Origin of the sequence: Sinorhizobium glycinis (assembly GCF_001651865.1) — a bacterium.
Classification (GTDB): Bacteria; Pseudomonadota; Alphaproteobacteria; order Rhizobiales; family Rhizobiaceae; genus Sinorhizobium; species Sinorhizobium glycinis.
Genome location: NZ_LPUX01000061.1, coordinates 522313 through 546606, shown reverse-complemented (window position 1 = coordinate 546606; position 24294 = coordinate 522313). Strand labels below are relative to the sequence as shown.

At 62.1% G+C, this 24294-nt stretch carries 24 protein-coding genes; 7 read left to right on the top strand and 17 right to left on the bottom strand.

All coding sequences use genetic code 11. From position 1 onward, the window contains the following. Positions 1 to 80 precede the first annotated feature (80 nt). Genes AU381_RS18110 through AU381_RS18095 form a run of 4 tightly spaced genes read right to left on the bottom strand, consistent with a single transcriptional unit; the run spans position 81 to position 2660 of the window. Entirely contained in the window at positions 81 to 584 is a 504-nt protein-coding gene (locus AU381_RS18110; protein ID WP_064243103.1) for a DoxX family protein, read from the bottom strand. Between the two features lies 1 nt (position 585). Then, complete coding sequence (locus AU381_RS18105) at positions 586 to 1386, bottom strand: HvfC/BufC N-terminal domain-containing protein (RefSeq protein ID WP_082910139.1); 801 nt, start codon at positions 1384 to 1386, stop codon at positions 586 to 588. Further along, positions 1373 to 2299: an MNIO family bufferin maturase gene (bufB, locus tag AU381_RS18100; protein WP_064243102.1), complete on the bottom strand. Its 927-nt coding sequence runs from the start codon at positions 2297 to 2299 to the stop codon at positions 1373 to 1375. Before bufB ends, AU381_RS18105 begins: the two co-directional genes overlap by 14 nt. A 37-nt stretch (positions 2300 to 2336) precedes the next feature. After that, positions 2337 to 2660, bottom strand: coding sequence for a BufA1 family periplasmic bufferin-type metallophore (locus AU381_RS18095; protein WP_064243101.1), 324 nt, complete (start codon positions 2658 to 2660; stop codon positions 2337 to 2339). A gap of 279 nt (positions 2661 to 2939) precedes the next feature. Between AU381_RS18095 and AU381_RS18090 the strand changes: the two genes are divergently transcribed. Together AU381_RS18090 and AU381_RS18085 are read left to right on the top strand one after the other, a co-directional pair. After that, the gene (locus tag AU381_RS18090) at positions 2940 to 3467 is read left to right on the top strand and encodes a sigma-70 family RNA polymerase sigma factor (protein ID WP_064243100.1); all 528 of its coding nucleotides are present in this window, start codon (positions 2940 to 2942) and stop codon (positions 3465 to 3467) included. Position 3468: 1 nt separating this feature from the next. After that, positions 3469 to 4107 (top strand): NrsF family protein, encoded by a 639-nt coding sequence (locus AU381_RS18085; protein WP_064243099.1) that lies wholly within the window; start codon positions 3469 to 3471, stop codon positions 4105 to 4107. 25 nt (positions 4108 to 4132) lie between these two features. Here the strand turns inward: AU381_RS18085 and AU381_RS30770 are convergent, their stop codons facing one another. The 8 genes from AU381_RS30770 to AU381_RS18050 form a co-directional block, all read right to left on the bottom strand. After that, positions 4133 to 4336, bottom strand: coding sequence for a GDCCVxC domain-containing (seleno)protein (locus AU381_RS30770; RefSeq protein ID WP_082910137.1), 204 nt, complete (start codon positions 4334 to 4336; stop codon positions 4133 to 4135). A 47-nt stretch (positions 4337 to 4383) separates the two neighbouring features. Next, positions 4384 to 4818 (bottom strand): DUF983 domain-containing protein, encoded by a 435-nt coding sequence (locus AU381_RS18080; RefSeq protein WP_064243151.1) that lies wholly within the window; start codon positions 4816 to 4818, stop codon positions 4384 to 4386. 269 nt (positions 4819 to 5087) lie between these two features. Then, a complete protein-coding gene (locus AU381_RS18075; RefSeq protein WP_064243098.1) occupies positions 5088 to 6485 on the bottom strand; it encodes an aminotransferase-like domain-containing protein in 1398 nt (465 codons plus the stop codon). Positions 6486 to 6572: 87 nt separating this feature from the next. Further along, complete coding sequence (locus tag AU381_RS18070) at positions 6573 to 8459, bottom strand: HAD-IIIC family phosphatase (protein WP_064243097.1); 1887 nt, start codon at positions 8457 to 8459, stop codon at positions 6573 to 6575. Between the two features lie 41 nt (positions 8460 to 8500). After that, a complete protein-coding gene (locus AU381_RS18065) occupies positions 8501 to 8746 on the bottom strand; it encodes an acyl carrier protein (protein WP_064243150.1) in 246 nt (81 codons plus the stop codon). 72 nt (positions 8747 to 8818) lie between these two features. Next, positions 8819 to 10036: a TonB-dependent receptor gene (locus AU381_RS18060; protein WP_244520089.1), complete on the bottom strand. Its 1218-nt coding sequence runs from the start codon at positions 10034 to 10036 to the stop codon at positions 8819 to 8821. A gap of 3 nt (positions 10037 to 10039) precedes the next feature. Further along, positions 10040 to 11608 carry an MBOAT family O-acyltransferase gene (locus AU381_RS18055; protein WP_064243096.1) on the bottom strand — a complete coding sequence of 523 codons (1569 nt, stop codon included), beginning with the start codon at positions 11606 to 11608 and terminating at the stop codon, positions 10040 to 10042. A 482-nt stretch (positions 11609 to 12090) separates the two neighbouring features. Then, positions 12091 to 12843: a pyridoxine 5'-phosphate synthase gene (locus AU381_RS18050; protein WP_064243095.1), complete on the bottom strand. Its 753-nt coding sequence runs from the start codon at positions 12841 to 12843 to the stop codon at positions 12091 to 12093. Positions 12844 to 13037: 194 nt separating this feature from the next. On the opposite strand from AU381_RS18050, the gene AU381_RS18045 reads away from it, so the two are divergent. The 5 genes from AU381_RS18045 (at position 13038) to AU381_RS18025 (ending at position 17019) form a co-directional block, all read left to right on the top strand. After that, positions 13038 to 13748, top strand: a complete 711-nt coding sequence (locus AU381_RS18045) for a DUF899 family protein (RefSeq protein WP_064243094.1) — start codon at positions 13038 to 13040, stop codon at positions 13746 to 13748. Between the two features lie 219 nt (positions 13749 to 13967). Next, complete coding sequence (locus AU381_RS18040; protein ID WP_064243093.1) at positions 13968 to 15071, top strand: hypothetical protein; 1104 nt, start codon at positions 13968 to 13970, stop codon at positions 15069 to 15071. 375 nt (positions 15072 to 15446) lie between these two features. Further along, complete coding sequence (locus AU381_RS18035; protein WP_064243092.1) at positions 15447 to 16124, top strand: MerR family transcriptional regulator; 678 nt, start codon at positions 15447 to 15449, stop codon at positions 16122 to 16124. Between the two features lie 277 nt (positions 16125 to 16401). Then, complete coding sequence (locus tag AU381_RS18030) at positions 16402 to 16650, top strand: glycine zipper 2TM domain-containing protein (RefSeq protein WP_064243091.1); 249 nt, start codon at positions 16402 to 16404, stop codon at positions 16648 to 16650. A gap of 15 nt (positions 16651 to 16665) precedes the next feature. Continuing rightward, positions 16666 to 17019, top strand: a complete 354-nt coding sequence (locus AU381_RS18025; RefSeq protein WP_064243090.1) for an EF-hand domain-containing protein — start codon at positions 16666 to 16668, stop codon at positions 17017 to 17019. A gap of 176 nt (positions 17020 to 17195) precedes the next feature. Here AU381_RS18025 and AU381_RS29820 read toward each other — a convergent pair whose 3' ends face one another. From AU381_RS29820 to AU381_RS18000, 5 genes are read right to left on the bottom strand one after another with little or no spacing between them, the layout of a single operon-like run. Next, on the bottom strand, positions 17196 to 17849 hold the full coding sequence (locus AU381_RS29820; protein WP_064243089.1) for a hypothetical protein: 654 nt from the start codon (positions 17847 to 17849) through the stop codon (positions 17196 to 17198). Continuing rightward, the gene (locus AU381_RS18015; protein WP_064243148.1) at positions 17846 to 19051 is read right to left on the bottom strand and encodes a gluzincin family metallopeptidase; all 1206 of its coding nucleotides are present in this window, start codon (positions 19049 to 19051) and stop codon (positions 17846 to 17848) included. Before AU381_RS18015 ends, AU381_RS29820 begins: the two co-directional genes overlap by 4 nt. A 36-nt stretch (positions 19052 to 19087) precedes the next feature. Beyond that, positions 19088 to 19921, bottom strand: coding sequence for a TfuA-like protein (locus AU381_RS18010; RefSeq protein ID WP_064243088.1), 834 nt, complete (start codon positions 19919 to 19921; stop codon positions 19088 to 19090). A 3-nt stretch (positions 19922 to 19924) separates the two neighbouring features. Next, the gene (locus tag AU381_RS18005; RefSeq protein WP_064243087.1) at positions 19925 to 21160 is read right to left on the bottom strand and encodes a YcaO-like family protein; all 1236 of its coding nucleotides are present in this window, start codon (positions 21158 to 21160) and stop codon (positions 19925 to 19927) included. Continuing rightward, positions 21144 to 24212 (bottom strand): ATP-binding protein, encoded by a 3069-nt coding sequence (locus tag AU381_RS18000; RefSeq protein ID WP_064243086.1) that lies wholly within the window; start codon positions 24210 to 24212, stop codon positions 21144 to 21146. Before AU381_RS18000 ends, AU381_RS18005 begins: the two co-directional genes overlap by 17 nt. Positions 24213 to 24294: the final 82 nt, after the last annotated feature.

Sequence of the window (24294 nt, the reverse complement as noted above, 5' to 3'; positions counted from 1 at the left end):
TCCGATGTTGTGAGCCTGGGCCGCGCCCCGTCTGCGGAGTCGCCCGCTTGCGGGGAGGCAGGATGAACGGCGCAGGGCGCTTACCCCTTTCCCGATCCAGAAACCAGCCACCAATCCAGCGACAGCCTGCCCGCGCCCCAGGTGATGACAGCAAGCGCCATCGCGGCCCAGGTCAGATGTATCGGCCATCCATCTGGCACCGTCAGCTGAATGACGATCGTCATCGCAAGCAGGCCGAGAGCGGCAAGGCGCGTCGCCAGCCCGAAGACGAGAAGGGTCGGCAACAGGATTTCCGCGCAAGCCGCCGCAAACGCCATCACCGCCGGCGTGGGAAAGTCGTAAGGGCCACCCGGCAGGTGCAGTTTGAGTTCCGAAGTGAAGAGCAGGACCGCGACATCGTTCAGCTGCAGGAAGCCATCCCACTTGCTCATGCCGGAGCGCCAGAAGGGCACGGCGAGTCCAAAGCGCAATGCAAGCTGGGCAAGGGATCCGGGCGCCATGGCGCCAATCAGCCCGTCGATCCGCCCGAGCAAGCCTCCCCTCCCCGCGGGCTTGTCGAAAAGTCTCCATTTGGACGTCAGCATCTCATCCTCCCTGTTGGATCGCCGCGACGGCACCGGCCTCGAGCATCGTGCGCATGGCGGTCGCGAGATCGAATTCGGGGCAGGACGTGCTCGCCGTCGACGCCGCGCTCCCCAAGGATTGGCCTGCCATCAGGCCGTCGAGAAAAATATCGGCGCCCGGCGGCAGGCGGCGAACCTCCACGTCCAGCGCCGGCCTGGTTACAAGTGCGCTCTGCGGAGCCGTAGCGTTGATGCGCCCTACCGGGCCGCTCGCCCGGTTCGCTGAAAAGATCGTCACGGCCGGGTAGGCGGAACGGACAATGCGGGTCGCTGGATGTGCCACGAACACGAGCCCGCCGAGCCGTTCTGGCGGGACCGAGGCCAGGAGACCCACCTCCAGCACGGCCGCGTCCGCCGCGTGATAGGCATCGAGCCAGGCCCGCTCGATGCGCGCGACATCCGCCAGCCAGGGCATCGACTGCGCATATTCGTAACGCGCGATGAAATCCGGAAAATCCCGGCCGTACTCGAAGAGGAGCGGCGACGTGGGCGGCGCCTCGCGGACGTGAAACCGCGCCATGGCGCGAAAGAACGCCTCACCGGTGATGCGCATAGTGGCGGGGAATACCGCAGCGAGCGCATCGATGAGGCTGACGGTCACGTTGTTGCGGTAGACATTGAAGCGCTTGTCGGCCGCCTTGCCTTTCGGGCCGGCCACAAGCGAGGGGGTCGCGCAACCGGGATCAAGCAGCCCTTCCACCAGGCCCTCCGGATAGCCGGGTCCCTCGACGGCTTCCCCATCGCCCTTCCTAAGCGTTTGCATGCACCCTCTCCCGTCGCAATACCGCATGACGATCGAGGATCGACTGCGCCGCCTTCGCCTCGGATTTCAGCACCGGCCATTCGGGAATTGCGCTATCCCATTCGATAAGCGTCGGAATCGGGCCGCAGCGGCCGACCGCGATTTCGAAGAGCTTCCAAACGGCATCCGCAACCGGCCCATCGTGGCTGTCGATCAGCAGCCGATCGCCCTCGTCGTCCTCCTGCTCGGCATGGCCGGCCAGGTGGATCTCGCCGACGTGCTGGAGCGGGTAGTCCGAAAGATATTCAAGCGCGGAGAAATCCTGGTTGGTCGCCGAGACGAAGACGTTGTTGATGTCGAGCAGCAGGCCGCAGCCGGTACGTCTGACGATCTCCCGGATGAAGGCGGTCTCGCTCATTGTCGACTCCTTGAAGAGCACATAAGTCGAGGGGTTCTCCAGCAGGAGGGGGCGTCGGATCGCCTCCTGCACCTCGTCGATGTGCTCGGCGACGCGCCGCAAGGTGGCTTCGGTGTAAGGCAGTGGCAGGAGGTCATTGTAATAGGTGGTGTTGTGCGTCGACCAGGCCAGGTGCTCCGAGACGAGCGCAGGCTCATACCGCTCGACCAGCCCCGCAAAGCGGCCGAGATGGGCCCTGTCGAGGGGCTGGGGCCCGCCGATCGACATGCAGACACCGTGAAGCGAAACCGGATAGTCCTCCCGTATTCGCGTGAGCGCCGCATGCGGAGGACCGCCCGCCCCCATATAGTTTTCCGCATGAACCTCGAAGAAGCCGCCGTCCCGGTCGCTGTCCGCAAGGATGGATGGCAGATGCTGGTGCTTGAAACTCGTACCAGCCTGTCCGTCGATCGGATGCGCCGGAAAGCGGAGAGTTCCCGATGCGCTGCGATCCGCATGAAATGTCAATGTGGGCATCGTCGCCTCCACTTTCCGGCTTGTGTTGCAGCTTCGCTTAGGAGGGAAGGTCGCGCGACAGCGGTTCCGGGGAGCCCTTGCGGTCGCCCGGCAGGTCCATCGTCGCGCAGGTACCGCCGTCGACGAATTTCCAGGCGTTGCCCTGGTAGTCGACCGTCGATGTCGCCTGGCAGGTCGTGCCCGGTCCGGCCGCGCAATCATTCTGGCCCTTCAGCGCGACTCCGAAGCATTTCTCCTTGCCGCCATCCATCGCGGCCTTGACCTGTTCCTGCGAAAGCGGCGCGGCGATCGCCAGCGACGAAAGCGCCGCCGCCACAGCGCCTGCCAGTGCAGCCGTATTGATCGTGGATTTCTTGGACATCACATCTCTCCATCTTGACGGGTCTTGTGCGCGCCTTTCGGGGCCGCACAGAGCCTCGTTCGCCGCCAATGGGAGATATGTTACATTCCTCGCCCACACGCTTTCGTGAGCACGGTTCTGCGCGAGATCACGATGATTTTGGATTGACTCGGCCGAAGATCATGAACGTGATCGGCGCCGCAATGCGGAACGGCTCTGTCCCGGCGGCACGCCGAAAAGAAAATTTGCGGGCGCATATGTAACAAGCGGTCGGAGCCGGCGAATTGGGAGGAAAGACAGGTGGACGACAGCGATCTCGCCCGGCTGTTCCGCACGGCGCTCGCCGGCGATGAGCGAGCCTATGGCGACTTCCTGCAGGCCGCCGCGGAGCTTGTTCGTGGCTGGGCGCGGCGCAGAACCGCTTTCGGTGGCCTGGATCCGGAAGACATCGTCCAGGAAACCCTGCTGGCGATCCATGTGAAACGGCACACCTGGCGAACCGACGGCCCGGTAGCGCCGTGGCTCTATGCCATCGCGAAGCACAAGCTTGTCGATGCCCTAAGACGGTTGGGCCGCCAGCCGCGGGTGGATATCAGCGATCTGGAGGGCCAGCTCGCAGTTGAGGAAGCCGAATCCGTGAGGGACTGGGAGATAGACCGTGCGCTCAAGACACTGACCCCCGGCCAGCGTTCAGTGGTAACGGCGATCTCGGTCGAAGGGCGCACGATAGCCGAGGCGGCAAGAAGCCTCGACATGAACGAAACTGCAGTCCGTGTCGCACTCCATCGCGGCCTTGCTGCTATCGCCAGACGATTTGGACGTGACTGACATGGAAACGCGCGAACTCATCAAGGCCCTTTCGGCGGACGCCCGGCGAAGCCGCATATCAATGAGGGCCGCGTGGTCGAGCGCCGTTCTCGCGGCTGTCGCCCTCGCCGCCGCCATCTTCTTCGCCCTGCTTGGCGCGAGGCCGGACATTGCCGACGCCGCGCAAACCTTCCGCTTCCTCTTCAAGTTCGGGGTGACCGTCGCCCTTGCCGCGAGCGCATTCGGCCTAGCAAATATCCTGTCGCGCCCGGAAGCGGACGTCCGCCGGTCGCTGCCACGTATTGCTATAGCGCCGGCGCTGTTGGCGGCGGGCGTTATCGCGGAACTCGCCGTCACGCCACCGGACACGTGGTCGGCTAGGCTCGTCGGGACGAACAGTCTGGTATGCCTCACCTTCATTCCGCTGATCGGCATTGGGCCGCTCGCTTTGCTGCTGCTTGCGCTACGCCACGGCGCGCCCTCCCATCCCGGGCTTGCAGGCGCGGTTTCCGGGCTCACCGCCGGCGGCCTCGCCGCGACCTTCTATGCCGCCCATTGCACGGACGATTCACCGTTGTTCGTTGCGACATGGTATACGATCGCGATCGCGATCCTGACACTCCTCGGTGCGCTCGGTGCCACTCGCATCGCCCGTTGGTAGCGAGCGGATGAGGAATGTGAGCGCCCTATCGACGGCCGCGTTCCTCCTGGACCGGAGGACATGGCACGGAACCATAGGAACAGAAAACGCAGCAATCCCCGGCCTTCGGCCTCAGAAGCACACCGCAGCCCTTGCACTCGCAAACGTGCAGGCACGCGTCCGGCCGCATGATTTCGGCGGACTGGTGGCGGCAGGCGGGACAGGTCAGGATCGAGATGTACTCCGTCATGGGTTGTTTTTCCACGCCCGCGACTGCGGCGCCGGGCGCCTCAAAATCTACCTCAAATCCCGCGCGGCAGTCGCTTTGGGCTCCTCCGGCGGGGGCGTCGTAGGATTGCGCACGAGCTTGCCCTCCTCGGCCTTGTAGAAGAACTGGCTGGCGACCAACCAGCCCTTGAGCGGCCTCAGCGGCGGAATGCAGGTCAGGAGCATGAACGGCCCCGTGACCATCAGATGCGCCCAGAGCGGCGCATTGTACTGCACTTCCAGCCAGACGCCGAGAAACACGCTAGGCACGCAGGCGAAGCAAATCACGAAGAATGCGGGACCATCGGCAGGGTCGGCGAAGGAATAGTCGAGCCCGCAGACCTCGCACTCTCGCCGGAGCTTCAGAAACCCCTCGAACAGGCGTCCCTGCCCACAGCGCGGGCAGCGACCACGCAGGCCCGTGTGCAGCGGCGACAGAGGCGGCCAGTCGTCGTTTGAAGACATCATTCTTCCTTTCCAAGAGCTTTTTCGCGGGCATTGGCAAAGCCGGGAACCGGGGTCGGAGGTTCCGCAAACGGCGACCGGCCGCGGACAGGCCCCGTGACTTCTGTGGAAATCACGGAAACATACAAAGCATACATCGTCAACAATTGTATGCAATTGCGGCTGCGACACTTCCGCCCATGAGAACTCCGCGAAAACAGGCGACGCGCTCTTACCGTAGGAGTGAGGAAGGGTGTGCGCGGTTTTCCGCCCGCATCCCGCTCCAATATCTAGACAACGAGATTGAGCGCCGCGGAGGGCTTTGCGAGAAGGTCGGAAATGGCGTCGAGACTTCGCTGGAGCTCGGTCTCGGTCTCTGGAGCGCCGAGCCCGAGACGTACGGCCTCCGGAGGTTCCGAAAGCGCGAAGGCATCGCTCGCCACGACGCTGATCCCGACTGCCCTGAGCCGGGCCGTAAACTCGCCTCGGCTCCAATGAGGCGGCAATCTCAGCCAGACGTGAAAGCTTTCCTGGTCGGTGGAAACATCGGCCCGGGACAGCCTGTCGGCGGCCATCTGCTGACGACGTCTCGCCTCGCTGCGAATGGCGGCGAGAACCGCTTGCGCCGTCCCCTCCTCGAACCAACGCGTGGCAATCGCCGCCGAGAGCGGCGATGCCATACCGGCCGTGGCCCGGATGACACTCTCCAGGCGAACGGCCGTCGCTGAATCCGGCACGGCCAGATAGGCGATCCGAAGTGCGGGCGAGAGACATTTGGCGAGCCCCGCCACGTGATAGACGAGATCGGGAGCAAGGGATGCAAGTGGCGGCACGGGCGTTGCGGGCAATGCGCCATAGGCGTCGTCCTCTATGATGGCAACACCATGCCTGCGCGCAATCGCCACGATCGCCTCGCGCCTTTTCAACGGAAGCGTGGCGGTTGTTGGATTGTGCAGCGTCGGATTGCAGTACAGCGCCTTGGGCCGGTGCTTGAGGCAGGCGGCCTCGAAAGCCTCGGGCAGAATGCCCTTTTCGTCCATGGCGACACCGAGGACTTCGATGCCGAGATGAGCCGCCAGCGAGCGAAGGCCCGGATAGGTGAGCGCCTCGGCACAGATCCTCTCGCCCTTTGTCGCCAGCACGCCAAGCGTCGCAAGCAGCGCCCCTTGCGCTCCGGGACAGACCAGCACCCGCTCCGGCGAAACCTCGCCAAGCCGCGGCTTCAGCCATGCCGCCCCCGCGGCCCGGTCTTGCCGGGCGCCACCGACCGGCTGATAGCGCATCAGCAGGGCAAGGTCCCGCTCGTGCTGCAAATCGGCGATATCGCGCCACATCCTTTCCGCGAGCGCCGCATCATCGAAGAGCGGCGGCAGGTTCATGCTCATGTCGACGAGCCCGCCGGGAGACGAACCGCCGGCACCTCTCAGACGCACCTTTACATAGGTGCCTTGCCCCACTCGGCCCTCGATCAAACCGCGACGCCGCGCCTCGTTATAGGCACGGCTTACGGTCGTGAAGTCGATGCCGAGTGCGGCCGCGAGCGCCCGCTGCGGCGGCAAACGTGTCGCAGCCGGCAACCGCCCCGCCGCGATGTCCGCAGCAATCTCATCAGCAATGGCGAGGTAAAGCGGTCCGCTCGCCCTTCCAAGCGCCGGTACCCACGAAAGTCCCCCGCGATCCCTACCCATGCAAGCACCCGTCCTTGAAGATGTATGGATATTGCATGGATTCGCTCGCTCGGCAAGTCGCCGATATCGACGTCAGGGAAACCGATCCTATCGCAGGAGACTGATATTCATGAAGACGGGATGGGGCGCATATCGCGCTACGCCGCAGGCAAAGTTCATGGAGCCGTCGCCGCTCTTCGTAACGACCTCGAAGCCGAGGCGCGGGTAGAATTCCGACACCATCCCGTTGCGCTCCGTCGGGATGTAGCGGCCGCGAATGCTTTCCACTCCGGCTGCCGAGGCCTCCTTGAACAGGCTGTTCATAATGCCTTGCTCCACCCCGCGTTCAAGGACGCGGCACGATTGCAGCCAAGTGTCGATCTCCCACTCGGCCCCGTGCTTCCTGATGATGACCACTCCAATCATGCCGTGCTGCGCGAACCTGTCGTCGAGCCGAACCTGCCAGCCCAGAAGCTCCCGATCCTCCTGCATCCGGCTGACATCCTCGTCATCGTAGCGGCGGGTCGTCAGATTGAACTGATTGGACTTGTTGATCAGCTGAACGATGCGCGGACGGCTCACCGCGTCGAAAGGCGAGATCGTCATCTGCATTTCGAGCGACTTCAGATAGTCCTCATAATTTCCGACCCGCGCACGGATCTCGGCGACTGCGGCGCGACCGCCATAGCTGCTTGCCCGCGCCAGATCGTCGGAATTCAGCGGCAAGTGTTCGAACAGGCCCGATCGGGCGATCCGTTCGATGAAGAAGGACGGGTCCTCGCCCACCTCTATCGTGGAGACCAGAGGAAGCTCCCGCCGCACGCGCTCACGTTCGGCAGGGTTGTCGTCGACATAGGCAAGCGACTCCAGTCCTAGTCCGAGTGCCTCGGCGACGGCGCGGATGTTCGTAGCCTTGTCGTCCCAATTCGCCTGGAATACGGCGATATGCTCTTCCTTCAGCACCATGTCCGGATGGTGCCTGAATGGCTCGCGCGCAATGGCATCGGTGTTTTTTGAACAAACGGCAAGGACCACCCCCCGCGCCCGCAGTCCCAGGAGGAAATGCTGGAACGCAACGAAGGCCTCCCCCTCTGCGGAGTTCTGGCCGATCCGGATGCCGGTTATGCCGTCATCGCCGATGACGCCGCCCCACAGCGTATTGTCGAGATCCAGCACGAGTGCCCGCGCGCTCCTGCCGCTCATCGCCGCGAGCAACGAGGCAACGCTGTCCGCCGCGAGCGGACAGAGTTGAACGCTGAAGGGCGCCTTCGCCGAATGATAGGCGATCGGATCGAACCAACGCTCGAGCCCTACCCGCGCTGCAAGTGCCGCCTGATCCCAGATCAGCCATCTCCTTTCGGCCGCTCCATCGGCAAGCATCCTGTTGATCCGTAGGCGGAAGCGAGCGCTCGAGCCGGGCGTTGCGCTGTCCGCGGAAGCCAGTTGGAGGGGCGGCGGCAACGTCGCGATGATTACCGGACATCCCGTTTTCGAGCGCGCCGCCGCCCCGATCGCGGAAACCAGCCTTTCCGCCTCATGCAGGGCCTCGTCCTCCGCGGCGCGGTCCAACAGCGGCCGCAAGCCTTGGAAGGAAGCTTCGCCCAGAACCGCGAGCACGGCATCGAGCCGCCGCTCGAAACAGTTGTGTCCGGAGAAAGCGAAGCTCGCGACGTGATCATACGGCGCTTCGTGTCCGGACACGAGCAGACCTCTCGCCAGACCCGCGGCGCCCAAGGGCTCGCGGAGATAGCTGAGCGTCCGGCTTCCGAGGAGGCCGAGTTCCATGCGGGTGAAGCCCTTTGCCTCGACCTTCTCGATGCGCTTGGCGAGGCGCTCGATTCGGAGCTGTTCGCGGGGGCCGAGCTGCTGGTTGGCCGCGGCTCTGACGGACGCGTAATCCGGCATCCGGCCGCTGGCGACGACCGCCTCGATCTCGCTCACTCGTGCGCCCCAGCCCTCCTCCAGCGGTCTTCTCCACGGAAATAGACTGCTCATGAACGAGCTCCTGCTCCAATCGCCGCGTGGCTGACCTGCAATCAGTTCTTGTGCTTGACGACCGCGTCGATCAGGCTACCAAGATTCTGGAATCCCTGGACTTCGGTGGTGCTGAAGCGCACGCCCAGTTCCTGTTCGATCAACACCATCAGCCTCACATGAGAGAGGCTGTCCCACTGCGGAACGTCGCGCGCCGTCGTCTCCATGGTAATCGGGCCGTCGTATTCGTCGAACAGGCCGCGAATGACGTCTGCCACTTGGGAGAGGTAAGATTCATGATCGGACATACGCTCGACCTCGATTTGACCGCAGCTCAAGGCGACATGCGGATGAGCCGGCATTTAGCCGCGCGAGCCCGGTCACCTCGTTCTTTCGAGATAGCTGTTTCTGACGTGATAGTTCTTCACTTCGCTCCGGATACGCCGCAGGTATTCGTCGATGTTCGCCGCCGTAAGCCGCTTCTCGCCGGTGGAAAGCGAAGCAAGAGTACGCTTAAGCAGAGCCGGATTGTCGATGTGCCCCGGATCGCGGAAGTTACCAAGATCCCCGGCGACGGCCGGATCGTCGTCGAATCCGAAGATGCGCACGTTCGGCAAGCCATCAATGGCTTCGACAAGGCACTTGCGGGAGATCAACACCTCGTCGAGTATCGTCGGGCTGATGTTGCTGACGCTGTGATAGTACTTCACGTAGGACAGGATCGGCATGAGAATGTCGATCTTGACGCCCTTTTCAGAGAAGGTGTGCACGCGCGGCACCAATTGCTCTTCGACCGCTCCGAAATCACTGCATGTCTTGCCGCTCGGTGCATCGATCACCGGCCGGAACTCCTCGACCAGCCTATCAAGCTCGGCCATTCGCGCGGGCTGATGGAAATCGTCGCGCTGCTCCGCGACGAGATGTGTATAGGTCTCGCCGTCATCCGGCCCGTGGTTGGCAAGGCCCAACAGCACCCTCAATGTACGGCGGAGCGCTGTGAGATCCACCATTCGGATGTCGTCGGTAATTTCCTCGTCGTAAAGAAACTCAGGAAAATTCCGGCGGATCGTTTCGCTGCCGAGAATATACATCCAGTCGAAGGTGATGATGATGTGCTTGGCTTGGGAGTTCTCCGCCAGCTGGTCGAGAACGATGTCGCGATCCATCGGGCGCGGCCCGCCGTAGCTTAGGTTATAGGCGATCGCCTTTCCGCCGAGTGCTGCCGAAATCTCGTTGGGAGAGTACATCTCGGTCGTCGACCCGCCGACGAGAAAAGTATCGATACTTGCCTTTTTTGCCGCGACGTTGATCGCCCGGAGCCGGTCGCTGGGCATATCGCTTCTCTTCGACTGAAGTGCCGAGCCCCACCGGTAGATGTCGTAGGGATCGGTCGCGATCACCACAGCGACGATCGCAAGATAGGTGAGCCAGATGATGCCGAATGTGACCAGGATTGGGGCGGCGGCGCGCCAACGCCGACCATTCGGGCGTCCGCCACCCAGCCTGCCGCCGGTCGCGTCCCCAACCGCACGGGGCCACTGCGCCGTTTTTGGCGAGGAAGGAGCATCCATGAATATGGCGCGCTTCTTGCTGCTCATGCCTCAAAATCCCTGATAAAGGAAGGGCGGCTGCCGCGACACAAAATGCAGCGATGACACCGTCAGCACCGCCGCGAATGCGGCCCAGGCCCAGGAGGGTCTCCAAATGTTGCGCAGAAATGCAAATCCGTAGCTCACATTTTCGTAGGTCATGATTGCCGGCCGGTAGCGCCGCATCAGTTCCACCCCGTTGGGCAGCAGATAAATGATTGCGAAGGCAAAAAGCAGCATGGCCACGGGGTTGCGCAGCGCGAAGGCGGGGGGCGCCTGGATCGATGCTGCAAACATCTGCGCGTAAAGGTGGAACGCCGCACCGATCGTTTCAGACCGGAACATCACGAGCGTCAGGCAAAGAAGCAGGGTGAATATGGCACGCTCGACGAACATCCTGATAACGGGCGACGTTCGCGCCCGCAGCGTCTTGTATTTCTGGCTGGCCCTGATCTCCGCCTCCGCCGCGTACCAGACACCGTGCATCAGGCCGAAGGCGACGAAGGTCCAGGTCGCGCCATGCCAGAGGCTGATAACCTGGAAGTTAATAAGGACCGGCAGCCAGAGGCTGAGCACTTGCCCGGTGACCGGCGACAGCCGATTTTTCACGCTATAGCGCGTTCCAGCGATCGACAGGGGCGTGTACAGGAAACGGGCAATGACGCGTGTCAGCGTCATGTGCCAACGGCGATAGTAGTCGATGATCCCTGTTGCCTTGAGTGGCGAGAAGAAATTCACCGGATAGCGCAGTCCGAACATCCGGGCGAGCCCCAGCGCCATGTCGGAGTAGCCGGAAAAATCGAAATAGAGTTGCGCCATGTAGGAAAAGGCGCCGATCCAGGCACGCGCCGGATCCATCACCGCGCCCGTTTGCGCCACTCCGAAAACAAGGTCGGCCGTCGGCGCAAGATTGTCCGCGATGACAACCTTCTTGAACATACCGATCGAGACGAAGGCCAGCCCCACCGCGATATCCATCGGATTGAGACCGACGAATGTTCGGGACCTCACCTGAGGGTGGAACTCGTGGAGGTAGCTTATCGGGCCGATGATCAACTGTGGAAAGAAGCTGACAAAGGCTCCATAGCGGCAGAACGCCCAGAACCCTCCGACCAGCGAACGCGCGCCGGCGAAGAACTCGACGACGTTTTTCTCGCGTGCATAGGCGTCTGCGAGGAATGCTGCCTGGTGAAACGTGTAGAAGGAGATGCCCGCCGGTATGGCGATGCCGGCGAAATCCGTCATCGCACCGTTTTCTGCCCCGAACAGCACGGTGACGATCTTGTACTTGAAATAGCAGAGTGAGGCGATGTTGTAGGTCTGCCCGACGCCATAGACGGTGCGCCGATAGGGATGATTGTCCTCCATGTTCAGGAGCGCGTTCGCCACGCTGAAGTTCACGAGCAGCGCTGCCGCGAGCAGGACGGCCGAAGAGAGCCCATAGGGTACGTAAAAAATGATCGACGCGACGAAAAGGACGAGGAGCGCCTCGTTACTGCCTCTCGTCAACAGCGCCAGATAAAATGCGAACAACGTCGCCGGTAGAAACAAAAAGAGGAAGACCGGATCCGTGAAGATCATGTCATCACCCGTCAATATTTCTTGCTCAACAAAATCCGCTGTCTGGCAAAGTCAACTACTCGGCAACGACTTGCGTCGCATGTCGAGGGGACGCCGGGCCTGTCGCCCAGCACGCCTGCTAATGGCTTCTCCCTCGTAGATCTTGCCATTTCATAGCCATGTGCCGGATGCACTTTTTCGTGCTGTGAACCGAATTCTGGCCTGCTTTCGCCGACATTAGGCGTCGCCGAATTCCTACTGAAAAACCAAACGTCCCCGGAACGCTAGTTCCAGGGCAAAATGCTTGCGAATTTGTCTTGGGCAAAGGAGACCACGGACCTTGCCGATTGTAAACAGGCTTTTGGTCGCCATGTCGGAATTTGCCTGGCCTGCATTTCAGCCCGCAGGGATCGACCACGCCATGTTTGTGCCTCTGCAGCAACAACAAATGCCGTCGCCGGCCTGCGCCCGCCCCGTGGGCGATTGCATCTCGTGAGGTGGCCTTACACCGCCTCGCCGCAGGCGCGGCGGAAGCGGCGCACCGTCTCGGCCATGCCATGTTCCAGCGCGTCGGCCGTCAGGCCATGGCCGATCGAGACCTCGGCGAGCGCCGGGATGTGCTTGACGAGCAGCGGCAGGTTGGCGACCGTCAGGTCGTGTCCCGCGTTGACGCCGAGGCCGAGGCCGATTGCGATTTCGGCCGTGCGGCCGAGTTCGCCGGCGATCCGCTCGGCCTTGTCGGGATCGTCGTGGCAGCCGCCATAAGGCCCCGTGTAGAGCTCGATGCGATCGGCGCCGGTCTCCCTGGCGAACTTCAGCGCTTCCGCGTCCGGGTCACCATCGGCAAACAGCGATACGCGAAAGCCCTTCTTCTTAAGGCGCCCCACCACGCTGGCGAGCAGGGCTCGGTTTTCGCGAAAATTCCAGCCATGGTCGGAGGTCGCCTGTGCCGGGTCGTCGGGCACCAGCGTCACCTGCTCCGGCTCGTGCCGTTCGACAAGTTGGAGGAACTCCTCGTTGGGATAGCCTTCCATGTTGAATTCGGCCGCCGGGAATTCGTCGTCGATCAGGTCGCGGATCGGTTGCAGGTCGGAAAACCGGATGTGCCGCTGATCGGGTCGCGGATGGACGGTCAGTCCGCTCGCGCCGGCTTGAAGCGCGATCCGGCCGACGCCGGTCACCGAAGGCCATGGGAGATCGCGCCGGTTGCGCAGCATGGCGATGGCATTGAGATTCACGGAAAGCTTTGCGGGCATATCGAAACTTTCAAAGCGATGCACTCGAAGGAGTGTGTCGGCGACCAAATCAATCGTCGCAGTTCTACCGCAGATTTTGCAAGACCGGAATCGGCCTTTGCACGGGTTCGTCGAGGCGTTTTGACAGCGCCTCATTATGTTGATATCAACCTTATCCCCGGACCATGTCGCAGCGAAGAAGGAGGAGAGCGATCATGACGACGCAGGCCCCACTCGTCCCCGCATCGGAACTTGCCGCAAGGAACCGCGCCCGCTTCCCCAATGAGAGTGCCGAGTACCGCCAGGCACGCAACGCTTTGCTTGCCGAGGAAATCGAACTCCGCCGCCACATCGAGCGGGTGGCTGCGCAGCGCAGGCAGTTGCCGCCGGGTGGCGAAGTGCCGCGGACCTATGTTTTCGAGGGGGAGAACGGCACTGTGACGCTCGCCGACCTCTTTGGGGACAAGGACACGCTCATCGTCTACAGCTACATGTTCGGCCCGAAGCGCGAGAAGCCCTGCCCCATGTGCACGTCGCTGATGGCATCCTGGGAGGGAAAGGTGCCGGACATCGAGCAACGCATCGCTCTGGCGATGGTCGCTCGTTCGCCGATCGAACGGCTGATCGAGGCCAAGAAGGCGCGAGGCTGGACCCAGCTGAAGGTCTATTCCGACAGCGAGGGGAGCTTTACCCGCGATTATGTCAGTGCCGAGGACGCGGACGCCGCCGGCTACACGGTTTTCACCCGCCGGGGCGGCACGATCCGGCATTTCTGGAGCGCCGAGATGAGCGGCGAGATGGCCGATCCCGGCCAGGACCCGCGCGACGCGCCCGATCCCGATCCGCTGTGGCACCTGCTCGACACGACGCCGGAGGGTCGCGGCGCGGACTGGTATCCCAAACTGGAATATCGCAGCCGCATTTAGCCGGCACTGCCCCGGATCTGACATCAACCTGGCACGGACGTCCGCCCGTGCCACTGTGCTTTTCGCGGATATGACGTGGCTCCGCTCCACTTCAGAAAAAGCTGACATTTCTTGTTGCGAAACCTGACACCACCATCTTTTGGGTCTAAGTTTCGAATCAGCTTAAACTTGCCTGCTTTTCACACCCCACGGTATAGCGCCTCTCTTCCGGAGCCATTGATGACGTCAGCCGAAAGGCCCTGCGACGAGACGATCCGATCGGCGCTCGGCCGGATTCTCGACAGCAAGAACTTTCGGCGCTCCGAACGGCTGCGCGCCTTCCTCGCCTATGTGGTCGAGAAGGAAATTGTCGGCGAAGCCGGACAACTGAAAGGCTATTCGATCGCCGTCGACGTCTTCGGACGTAACCAGGCCTTCGATGCCGATAGCGACCCTCTCGTGCGCGTCCACGCCGGCAAATTGCGCAAAATGCTGAAGGGCTTCTACGAAGCCGAGGGGGCCGGCGAAGAATGGCAGATCAGCATTCCAAAGGGGACCTATGTGCCGGAGTACCGCCACCTGCGCGAACCGGCCGCGGCAGCCACCGCGCGCTTGGCGGCGGCTGGAAGGGGCCGCCCTTCCAAACACCGGCCCACATGGCAGCCCACTCCATTTTCCTCGCCTTGGGCCGTACTGACGGTGCTCCCGCTTCTCTTGTTCACGCCGCTGCCTTCCCCGAAGATGGCGCTCGACTTCGATGCGGAAGCCAAGCTTGCGAATGGCCCAATGGCCGCCGTCCGCGGGCTTCCCTCCGTAGGCTTCATCGTTGATGCCGAACATGGGAACGCCGAGCATTTTGCAACGCTGCTGCGCGCAGCGGCGCTCCGCCACAAGACCCTTGCCGCGGCAGATTCAGCCGGGTCTTCACATGCGTCGGGCTCCCGGAATCCGGCGCTCGCCTTCTCCGTTACGGTCGCCTGGCACGATAGCCCGGCGCCCGGCATCCGCGTCAGCCTTTCGCACGATGGAAAAGCCGTGCCGCTCCGTCAGGATTTCATTGGCGCGCAACAGCTAGCAAGTGAATCCGACATTCTCTACAGGACCACCTCGCTTGCTGCGCAGCTATTCGGTCTCAATGGCGAGATATACGCTCACGCGGCTGCTGAGGGGCTGCAGAGCACATTGATGAGATGCATGGTGACGACGGCGCGCTACAAGAAGCTGCTGACGCGCGAGAGCTTCCAGGAAGCCTGGGCATGCCAGCAGGAACTTGCCCCCCTCAAGGGCGATGAACCGCTCTTCATCCTCTCTGCCAAGGGACCGAACCAACTCTTCGGCCACTGACCAGGTTGATCGGCTGCAAGGAAAGTGCCGCAACCAGCGCCCGGTGTTGCAGCCTTGCGGCGCAACCTGCTCTTGCCAATATTTCACCCCTAATATTGAGGGCTGTTCATTTCGCTGATTCGCGCTTACCGTGAACTCGTGCGTTAGAATTTAAATGCCTGGTTGCCCGTTGGGGCACCGCACGTTCGAACGAACGCGCAAGGAGCTCCAGCCCATCTGCGCCCCGCGCCTTTGCAGCGCAGGGCCGGTGAAGGGTGAGCACATTGGTCCGTAGTAGTCGTGCCACGCGCACGATGTGCCCCAAGAGGCAGCCTGTGGCGGCGATCGCGATCAGCTGATCACGATGTCGTGAGGCGGGAAACGGGGGGCGCGGAAATGGCACAGGATCCATGGAAGAATGCGGAGGCTGCCAGTGCAACACCGGGCACTGGCCGTTTTCTGCCGAAGCTGTCCATTCCGTATTTTGGCTCGGGCGATCGGCTCGCGATTGCCGAGATGGCCGAGGCCTTTGGCGTGACGCACCGCACTTTGCACTTCTACGAGGAGAAGGGACTGCTGAACGCCGCACGCCTCGGTCCCATGCGCGTCTACGGCGAAGGGCATATCCGTCGCATGGCCGTGATCAACGCGTGCCGGGAAATCGACATGCCGGTCGCCGCAATCCAGGAACTGATGGCGGCGCTCGATGCGGCGCAAGGCCAGGAGGAGGCCGATCGGATCTTCGCGACCGCGCTGCAGTCGCGCCGCCGCGAACTGGCGGCGCAGCAATCGATCCTGCGCCGGCAGATGCAGCGGATCGCCGAGCTGCTTGAAACTGGCTCGAGAGACCCTGCCGACCCGACACCCGGAGACGTCCACCTGTCGCCAATAGAGCGCGAATGCCTCGGCCTGATGGCGGAGGGGCATCCTGCCGCGCGCATCGCGCAACTGATGGATATGGACATCGCCGCAGCCCTGACGCTCGAATCGGGCATCATCCGCAAGTTCGATGCTCGAAACCGCTTCCAGGCGGTCGCCAAGGCCGTGCTCTCTGGAATGATTGCGACGGAATAGCAACGTCTGGCGCGCTGCTTCTCGAGGCAGCGCCGCCTCGCCGGGGCCTGAAGCCGCTCAAGAGTTGTCATCATCCGTCCTTGGCGGTAGTATTTGCCCGCAGTTTCGGACGTCTTCGTCGACAGACTGCACGTTTCGACAATGAGCTGCTTCTGATCGAACAGAAGAGCCTCTCGCACTTCGGGAGACATACTCAGGAGCTTATTTACATCGGACGCCACTCAATGGCGCCTCCGCGCATCCATATTGGCTGCGGACGAATATACTGGAGGTAAAAATGAGCAAGTGCAGCACCCCAATTCTCATTCTCGCCGGCTCCCTCGCCTTGTCCGGCTGCCAGTCTGCTGCGACATCCCAGGGGGGAGGCATAGGCGAGTTCGGCTGCATTGCCGGGACGGTCGGCGGCGCGATCGTCGGCGGCGTGGTCGGCGCGACCATAGGCTCGGGGACCGGCCAGCTCTGGGCTGTCGGCGGCGGCGCCACCCTCGGCAGCGCGGCCGGCAATGCATTGACGTGCGCTTATTAGCGAAAGGCGGCCCTGATGCGAAAAGTGGTTCTTACGACGGCATTCGCGCTTTGTCAGCTCGTTTCGGCCACTGCGCAGGATCGGCCTGCCGCAATGAAACAGGGACAGATGGATCGCCTCGACCGTGATGGAAACGGAGCGGTCGATCGGTCCGAATACCAGGCCTTCATGACGATGGCCTTCGAAAGCCTGGACAAGAACAAGGACGGCAGCCTGCGCTCCGACGAGGTGGCGCAGGCACTGAACGCTCAGCAATTTGCCGCCACCGACAGGAACGGCGACGGCAAGCTTAGCCAGAGCGAGTTCCTGAACAGGGTCATGGCGGACTTCAAGGCGGCCGACCGCAGCGGCGACGGCAGCCTGCAATAGGGCGCGCATTTCTGCGGCATCGCGTATCTTTCGGACTGCAGATAGTCGTATCCGGCGTCTTTGCGCTGGAATCCGGCACGACAAAGCGAGGGCGCCCGCGGAACTCGACTACGGTCGCAGCTTGGCTCGAACCCAGAACCGCAATCAAGACCGGCGCTCCTGAAACCTTGCAAAATTCAATCGCGATGCCGTTGCGGAGCGAGTGATTGCGCTTGCGCGTAGGCCAGTGGCGAGCGGTTGCCCGGCAGGTTTTCGTCGAGCACCAGCGTTTTCAAATCGTCGGCACGAATATCGAGGACTATGGCACGCTCCAACTTGTCGATTGACCAGACGGCATAGCCAAACGAGGGGTCGAATCCGCAATCCCCCTTTGCGACCGGCGTCGGTCTTTCGGACAGGCACATGATCTGCGGTTTCGGTAGTTTGTAGCAATGCCCCTCGTAGGCGTATCCATAGATCACGCCAATACTTTTTATGTGATTGCGTTTCACGTTCAGTCCGATTGGCAAAAAGTGATAAAGTTCTCCATCAAATACCGCAACGGTTATACCTTCACCCACAACTCCCGCCTTTTTTCTAATGAGATCGAATATGTTTTCTATAATCCTTTTTATTTTCTCTAAAATATCTTCACCTGCTCCGATTGGCCTTATCGTATTTTCTATCTCTTTCAGAGCGTCATTTATCGAATTGTCCTTCTCATCCTTCTTGTAAGACTCCGCTGGGCGACCATACAACCTTAAATCGCCAGGTCTATAGTATTCATAATCGATCTTCTCCGTTAAGGTTCGCACATCGCCAACAACTGGATTGACAAAGCAATCGCTCATCGCCATCTCCTGTTCCTATCCATTGGTGTAATGATTTCACGCCAGGCAAAATTCTCCTCCAATTGCTGCGCGGCTCCAGCGTCCGCGGCAGCGATGATCGCGCGAGCCGCACTGTCGAGCCTGAGAGTGGCGGGCTCCAGCATTCGCAGGGATCGCGCCAGTGCCTGGCCCACTGCGTCACGGGCCGTTGCAAGTGCCAATTTGAAGAACAGCGGCTTGGTTGCGTAGGCCTCAGCGGTCATTGCGCGGAACCGATCGAACTCGTGTTGTTCCAGGTCACGGAGATCGATGTCGAGTAGTCGCCTGTCGGCGCAGCCGTTCGACACCAGCTGTTGATGGTAGAGCTCGACGATGCTGTCAAAAATGGCGCCAAGGAATGGAAGTCCGCGATCATGGACTTCACGCGTCGTATCCGACATGCGCCGTGCATTGGTCGCCATACGAATCTGCGTTTCGGGGCTGGTCTCGGCAAAACGGTTAAGCTCGCTGTAAAGGAGCAAATTGCCGCGCGTCCGTCGCAGTAACCTTTCTACGCCTGAATCGAAGTGGAGAAAGGAAATCAACGAGACCGCGTCCGAAAAGGCTTCCGAAAAGGGGAAGAAGTCGAGATCCCGTGACAGCCCCCGCGGCATTCCCGTCTCAGAGAGAACGATGAAATGCCCAACCTCGTGGGCAATCGTATCAAAGTTCAATGCATAGGGTCGCACTAAGCCATCAACCTGCGCACGGCCAAGTTCAAGGAAGCCGTATCCCGCATGTGCGTTATCCCACTCAACGAACGGAACGATCTCGAGCTTGGGATAGGTCTGCTCGAAGAACCAACGCACTGGACATCCGAGATAGCTCTGCCAGATGTCGCGGACGAAATGCACGCAAGCATAGGCATGTATGCCAAGAAACGCGCGCGATGCGGGATCAATGTTGTCGAAATGGCGATCCGGACCCGGCAGCGGCGAAGGCCGTCGAGCACCGTCAAACGGAGGCAAACGCGTGAGGCTGTATGGCTGCTTGTCGTAAACCGGGTCTGCCACATACATCGCCACATCGCTCGGACCCTCGCCGATTTCGTCCGGCATGATCGACAGCCAGACTCGGTCGGGCTGTTCATATCCAGGGATGAAGGGCGGCTGGGGGAATATCCAGAAGCGCGTTCCTAAACGCGCACTACCATCGTCGAGGGAGTCGTCCCGAAGCAGACGCATCGCACAATTGCCCCCCTCGATTGAAAAGTCCGGCAATTACGGATTCAATTTATAAGTGTTCACTAAATTTGAGTCAACCCCGCCGGCCTCGAGGTCCCGGATGAAAGTGTTCGTTGCGACCCACGAGGTGCTATCGCCTCCCCCTGGCCCCCGCCGCACAAGGGCGTGATGCACAAGGGCGTGATGCACGAGGGCTTGTGTGTTTCGAAGCGCCGACAGCGCGTCCAGCCTCTTTTGGCCCACGACCTCCCGTCGCAGTTCCTGCATCCTCTCCTTCGGCCAGCCTGCGGCACCCAGTACCGTCGCGAACGTGCGTTCGCGGAAATTCAGGTTTCGTGCAATTGTTGTGAGCCGCTCCCGCTCGGCAGGCGTGATGACATCGCGGCGCATCAGTGCGGAAAACGTCCGTTGCAGGTCGACCAGGGAATCGGTCAATGGAAGAAAGCCAAGCTCCGGCGGTGCCGAGTGCACGGCAACCGCATTGTCGGGTGCAAGTGCGGGATAAGCGGCGGCATGGGGGGACGAAGCGAAGCGCAAGCGCCGGTACCATCTGTATATCAGGCCGACACCAATCATGCCGAAATCGCCAAGCTCCGCGGCTCTGAGCGCCCCCATGCTGGCCGCACCGATCATCACGATTCCCTGCGCCATCGCCCAGAGGATTTCCTTGTGCCGGACGGCTGGCCGGTCTTCGAACTGCCCGTCGATCAGGACCATGGCGCGCGGGTGAAACGCATGGGCGGCAAGCAGGATATCGCCTTGCGTTGCGGGCTGCAGATAGATGGCGTCGAGTGCCGCCTCGGCCTCGGCGAGGCGTAACGTCGGGCCAAGAAACACCAGGATCGGACCGCCTTCGCTCGCACCCGACATCTCTCACCTCAGGACAAAGAAGGGACAGGCTCCGGCAAGTACCGTCCTGACGCATTGAACGCCAGTCTCCCCATCCGAGCCGACAGGCACGGCGAGTACTGGCCCCAAACCGGCGGACAGGACAAGCTGCAGCAGCGACACCGGGTCGGCAATCGGGGCCGACAATCCTGCGTCCACCGGCCTTCCGGGCCCCTCTTCCAGGATGAGCTGACGTGCCCTCGAAACGGCGTCCACGCTTCTCCTGTAATGTCCTCTCGTCTGGTCGTCGCGAGCGCCCGAGATCGCCCCTGCCCGGGCGGAGAGCGCTTCCAGCATAGCGCTTACAGCTGCCGCTTCGACGCTCGGGCCGGCGGCATAGCCCTCGGTCGGCAAAGAGAGTATCGGTTCGCCGGTACCCGTCTCGATTGTCTGGCACCAGATCACCGGAACGCCCGCCGGTGAGGGGGCATGCCACAGGGCAAAGGTTATCCCACTGGCCGCGGCGACTGAGCGGATATGATCCACACGCGCACCAAGCCCCGTCGAATCAATGCGCATCCGGTCGAAAAATCCGTGCGTCGCAAAGGCCCGGGCGATTGCATCGCGCTCGATGCACTCGAACAGGCCGTGCAGAAAGGCACTGCAAGCATCCATATGGCAGGCAAGGCCCGTGGTCGTGCGGACGAACAGGCCGTCGCCAGCAGGTTGCGGCTCCGTATAACAGGTATGCACAAGTTCCAGCGGAACCGGCCGTAGGCAACCGGTGGCAATATCTACGCCCCTGATCCAGGGTATCACGCGTTGTCGCCAGTTCTCCCGGTAATCCGGCAGCAGCAGGGGTTCGAACATGCCGTCGCCGACATCGAGTTCCTCGGCCCGAGCGAGAAACGTACGCGCGGGCGGGATGGCTTCGGCGTAGTAGCGCTCGAGCGACTCCATGACTGCCCCTACGGCCGCCTCCGCCAAGGCAATGCCTCGGCCCAAGGACGTTACCTCCGAGAGTGCGGCGGGGCGAATGGCCTGTACGACGGGCAGTTCAAGGCGATCGAGACCCGTCAATTCCGCAAGCCGCGTTATGCGCGCTCTTCGGCAGAGCGGTCGAATCCTCCTCAACCGCTCGTCGGCATCCCCTGGTACTGTCCCGTGCAACCAGGGCTGGCGAAGTCCCGTGACGATTGCCTGATGAAATCCGGCGAGTTCCTGGCTGCGGAACGCCTGGTCTTTCCTCGTGCCGTCCTCGGAATCAAAGCCTGTCGGCAACGCCGAGCTCCCGGATTGAACGCCTGGCCCGTTGCAGCAGAGCCTTCGCCCCCTGACGTTCGGCAATCTCTACGGCCGAGCACAAATCCGCCACGACACGATCCGAGTTTGCCTCGGCCTGGGCAAGGAGAACCGCACGGCACCGGAAAAGCTCGGCGAGCCAATAGGCGTGATAGGTCTGCTGCGCTCTTTCGATTGCCTGATCCGCGACCTCGATCGCGTCGTCATACCTTTTCGAGAGGCCCAGCATGGTGGCATGCATATGGAGGTAGATCGGCAGGTCGATGACGGTGCCGAGCTCTTGGAGATGCTCCAGACCTTTCTGAAAGGTGTTATGCCCGGTCGCCAGGTCTTCGACATGCGCGGTGGCCCACCCGCGAAAGAGGAGAGAAAGCGCCGATAGCGACCGCATTTCATGCTTCCTTGCGAAGTCCGCCATGCGTTCGGCTACATCCGTGAGGCGCGCGAAGTCGTCCCGGTAGAAGGCGGAGACCGCTTCCGTGTCGAGGGAGTGCGCCTTGCTCGGCGCGTGCGCGATGCGGTCAACGAAAGCGATCATTCTTGAGAGCGCCGCATCCGAGGCGCTTGTCCTGCCCGTGAGCCACAGTGACAATGCCAGTTGACCGAGACCGCAGACCCTGGCGTCGTGCCCGCCATAGAGCGTCCGGTTCGTCCTTGCCGTCCTCTCGTCGTAAAGTGCCAGACCCGATCGGATCGCGTCTTGCGTCTGGCGGTGGTGGCCGAGGTTGAAATCGATTGCCCATATGCAGTGGTTGATCTGTAGCCTTATCTCCGGATCCTCGACCTCGGCGAGCATGGATTGCACTTCAAGAGCGCGGTCATGCATGACCCGAAAATCCGACCCGGTCAGCCACCATCCCCAATAGATCGGAAACCACCTGGACTGCTCCGACATCGGCTGCCGGCGGGCAATCGCCACACCGTCCTCGTACAGCTGACGCGCCGGTTGCGAACTCATCCCGACCATCCCGATCAGTATGGGCCCGAGCGCCGTCAGCGCGGCAAGCTGCAAGGTCTCGACGGGGCGTCCCTCGCCCAATTGGCTGCAAAGCGCCAGCGAATGTTCGAGATATTGGCGCGCCTCGATCATTGCCGACCGGCTCGAACTCTCCTTTCCGGCCGCTATCAGCAGTTCGATCGCATTTTCGAGAAGGCCGGCTCGCTCCGCATGTTCGGCAAGTGCGCCGGTGTCGATCCAGGCGGCCATGTGTCTATTCTGGTTCGCAGCGGTAAAGAGCCGCCGGTGCAGCACCTGCCGCTGTTTGCGCAACAGCGCGTTGTAGATCGTCTCCTGGATCAGCACGTGGCGGAAGCCGTAGGCGACGCCACCGGGCGCCCGCACCCGCGTCAGGAACCCGGTCTCGCACAGCGTGTCGGCGGCACTTGCAATCGCCTTCTTGCTGAAATCCGGCAGCAGCACGCGCAGCAGCGGCAAGGTTACCTGGGTGCCGGCAACGGCGGACGCTCTCGCCACCTCTCTCGCCGGACCCAAGAGCTGCAGGCGCGCGTCAAGGATGGATTCGAACGCCGATAGATGGGCCGGCTTCATGTTCTCCGACAGGCTCGCCTCATCCGCCTCGGCATTCTGCGAGGCCCATTGGCAGATTTCCTCGATGAACAGCGGAACGCCGCCCGAGATCCGCTCCGCCACCTCGAAAAGCTCCGGCAGCATCGCCAGCCGATGCCCCGGCCACTTCGCCATGATCGCCAGCCTCGTCTCGTCGCTGTCGAGCGGCCGCAGCGACAGCCGCAGCGGGTTTGCCGCATCCAGCCAATCGGCGGCTGAACCGCGGCGCGACGTCAAAACGAGAAAGATCGGGAACTGATCAATGAGCCGCGCCGCTTCGCCGAGCAGGTCCCGCGAAGTCGGATCGATCCAGTGGACGTCCTCCACCGCCACGACTACCGGCCCCTTCCGACAGACTGCTTCGAGCGCCCGCAAGAGCGCCCGATGCGCCTTTTCCCGGATCGTCTTGGGGTTGTCATTGGACAGCAGCTGATTTCGCCCCTCTGCTCCAAGCAGATAGGCGAAGACGTCGATAGTCTCTCGGTCCTCGATACCGTTGCGCGCGAACAACGTCGCCACATCGGAATGAGTCAGCCCCATCCGACCCTCGCTCCCACCAGGGAAACTGTGCTGCAGAGGATGGAGCGTCGAACGGTATCCGCCTGGCAGGCACTGGAAGAACAACAACTTCGATCGCCGATCCCGCGTCCGCCGACGGATCTCCCTCAGCAGTCGGGACTTGCCGATGCCAGCATCCCCCTCGATGAGGATAGTTGCACCCCGTCCCGAAAGAACGCGATCCCAGGTCCGGGCGATCGCATCCAACTCGCTCTCGCGGTTGATGAAGGGCCCGCCAAGCCTGCCGTAGGCATAGAAGCGATCGACCTCCATCTTGTGACCGAGCGCCCGCCACACTTTTTCGGGTGTGGAAAAGCCCTTGAGCGCCTTGCTGCCCTGGAACACGAAAGCGTGCGACCGCCCGGCCAGGTTTCGTGTCTCTTCGGAAACCAGGACGCTGTTGGGCTCGGCGATGGTTTGGAGGCGGGCAGCCATGGCGAGTGCAGCACCAGTGACTGGCTCCTCCGTCGAGCTTTCCCGCGCCAAGTCGCGGACCAATGCGACGGAGGTCGCAACGCCAACGCGCACGCGCAGATCTTCCCGTCGGCCCTCTCGGCCAACCCGCTTGCAGGCTTCGACGATGCCGAGCCCCGCCCGGATGGCGAGCGAGGCCGCGTCCTTCGCGTCAAGATCGATCGGAAACAGCGCCACTCCGCCATCGCCAGCCTCGTGCTGCATCACTCCGGAATGCGCCGCGATCGACGCCCTTGCCGACCGCTGGAAGGCCGCCATCAGCTCCTGATAGTCCTCAATGTCCATGAGATGCAGCAGATCGGTAGATCCGACAAGGTCGTAACAGAGCGCCGTAACGATACGGCGCTCGCTGCCATGCGCCGAAGGACCGCCGGCGCGTGCCGTGCGGCCGACTGCTTTTCGCGGTGTATTGGTCCGGCTTTCGCGCAGCATGCACCACCCCGCATTCGGGAGCGCGCCGCCTTGAGACTTAGACGCGCATATTCAAGACAAGTAACCTATTTCTTGTAATTCC

Coding starts and splice junctions, on each gene's coding strand:
- AU381_RS18110 (WP_064243103.1), bottom strand. CDS start 584: ATGCTGACGTCCAAATGGAGACTTTTCGACAAGCCCGCGGGGAGGGGA.
- AU381_RS18105 (WP_082910139.1), bottom strand. CDS start 1,386: ATGCAAACGCTTAGGAAGGGCGATGGGGAAGCCGTCGAGGGACCCGGC.
- bufB (WP_064243102.1), bottom strand. CDS start 2,299: ATGCCCACATTGACATTTCATGCGGATCGCAGCGCATCGGGAACTCTC.
- AU381_RS18095 (WP_064243101.1), bottom strand. CDS start 2,660: ATGTCCAAGAAATCCACGATCAATACGGCTGCACTGGCAGGCGCTGTG.
- AU381_RS18085 (WP_064243099.1), top strand. CDS start 3,469: ATGGAAACGCGCGAACTCATCAAGGCCCTTTCGGCGGACGCCCGGCGA.
- AU381_RS30770 (WP_082910137.1), bottom strand. CDS start 4,336: ATGACGGAGTACATCTCGATCCTGACCTGTCCCGCCTGCCGCCACCAG.
- AU381_RS18080 (WP_064243151.1), bottom strand. CDS start 4,818: ATGTCTTCAAACGACGACTGGCCGCCTCTGTCGCCGCTGCACACGGGC.
- AU381_RS18075 (WP_064243098.1), bottom strand. CDS start 6,485: ATGGGTAGGGATCGCGGGGGACTTTCGTGGGTACCGGCGCTTGGAAGG.
- AU381_RS18070 (WP_064243097.1), bottom strand. CDS start 8,459: ATGAGCAGTCTATTTCCGTGGAGAAGACCGCTGGAGGAGGGCTGGGGC.
- AU381_RS18065 (WP_064243150.1), bottom strand. CDS start 8,746: ATGTCCGATCATGAATCTTACCTCTCCCAAGTGGCAGACGTCATTCGC.
- AU381_RS18060 (WP_244520089.1), bottom strand. CDS start 10,036: ATGAGCAGCAAGAAGCGCGCCATATTCATGGATGCTCCTTCCTCGCCA.
- AU381_RS18055 (WP_064243096.1), bottom strand. CDS start 11,608: ATGATCTTCACGGATCCGGTCTTCCTCTTTTTGTTTCTACCGGCGACG.
- AU381_RS18050 (WP_064243095.1), bottom strand. CDS start 12,843: ATGCCCGCAAAGCTTTCCGTGAATCTCAATGCCATCGCCATGCTGCGC.
- AU381_RS18045 (WP_064243094.1), top strand. CDS start 13,038: ATGACGACGCAGGCCCCACTCGTCCCCGCATCGGAACTTGCCGCAAGG.
- AU381_RS18040 (WP_064243093.1), top strand. CDS start 13,968: ATGACGTCAGCCGAAAGGCCCTGCGACGAGACGATCCGATCGGCGCTC.
- AU381_RS18035 (WP_064243092.1), top strand. CDS start 15,447: ATGGCACAGGATCCATGGAAGAATGCGGAGGCTGCCAGTGCAACACCG.
- AU381_RS18030 (WP_064243091.1), top strand. CDS start 16,402: ATGAGCAAGTGCAGCACCCCAATTCTCATTCTCGCCGGCTCCCTCGCC.
- AU381_RS18025 (WP_064243090.1), top strand. CDS start 16,666: ATGCGAAAAGTGGTTCTTACGACGGCATTCGCGCTTTGTCAGCTCGTT.
- AU381_RS29820 (WP_064243089.1), bottom strand. CDS start 17,849: ATGAGCGATTGCTTTGTCAATCCAGTTGTTGGCGATGTGCGAACCTTA.
- AU381_RS18015 (WP_064243148.1), bottom strand. CDS start 19,051: ATGCGTCTGCTTCGGGACGACTCCCTCGACGATGGTAGTGCGCGTTTA.
- AU381_RS18010 (WP_064243088.1), bottom strand. CDS start 19,921: ATGTCGGGTGCGAGCGAAGGCGGTCCGATCCTGGTGTTTCTTGGCCCG.
- AU381_RS18000 (WP_064243086.1), bottom strand. CDS start 24,212: ATGCTGCGCGAAAGCCGGACCAATACACCGCGAAAAGCAGTCGGCCGC.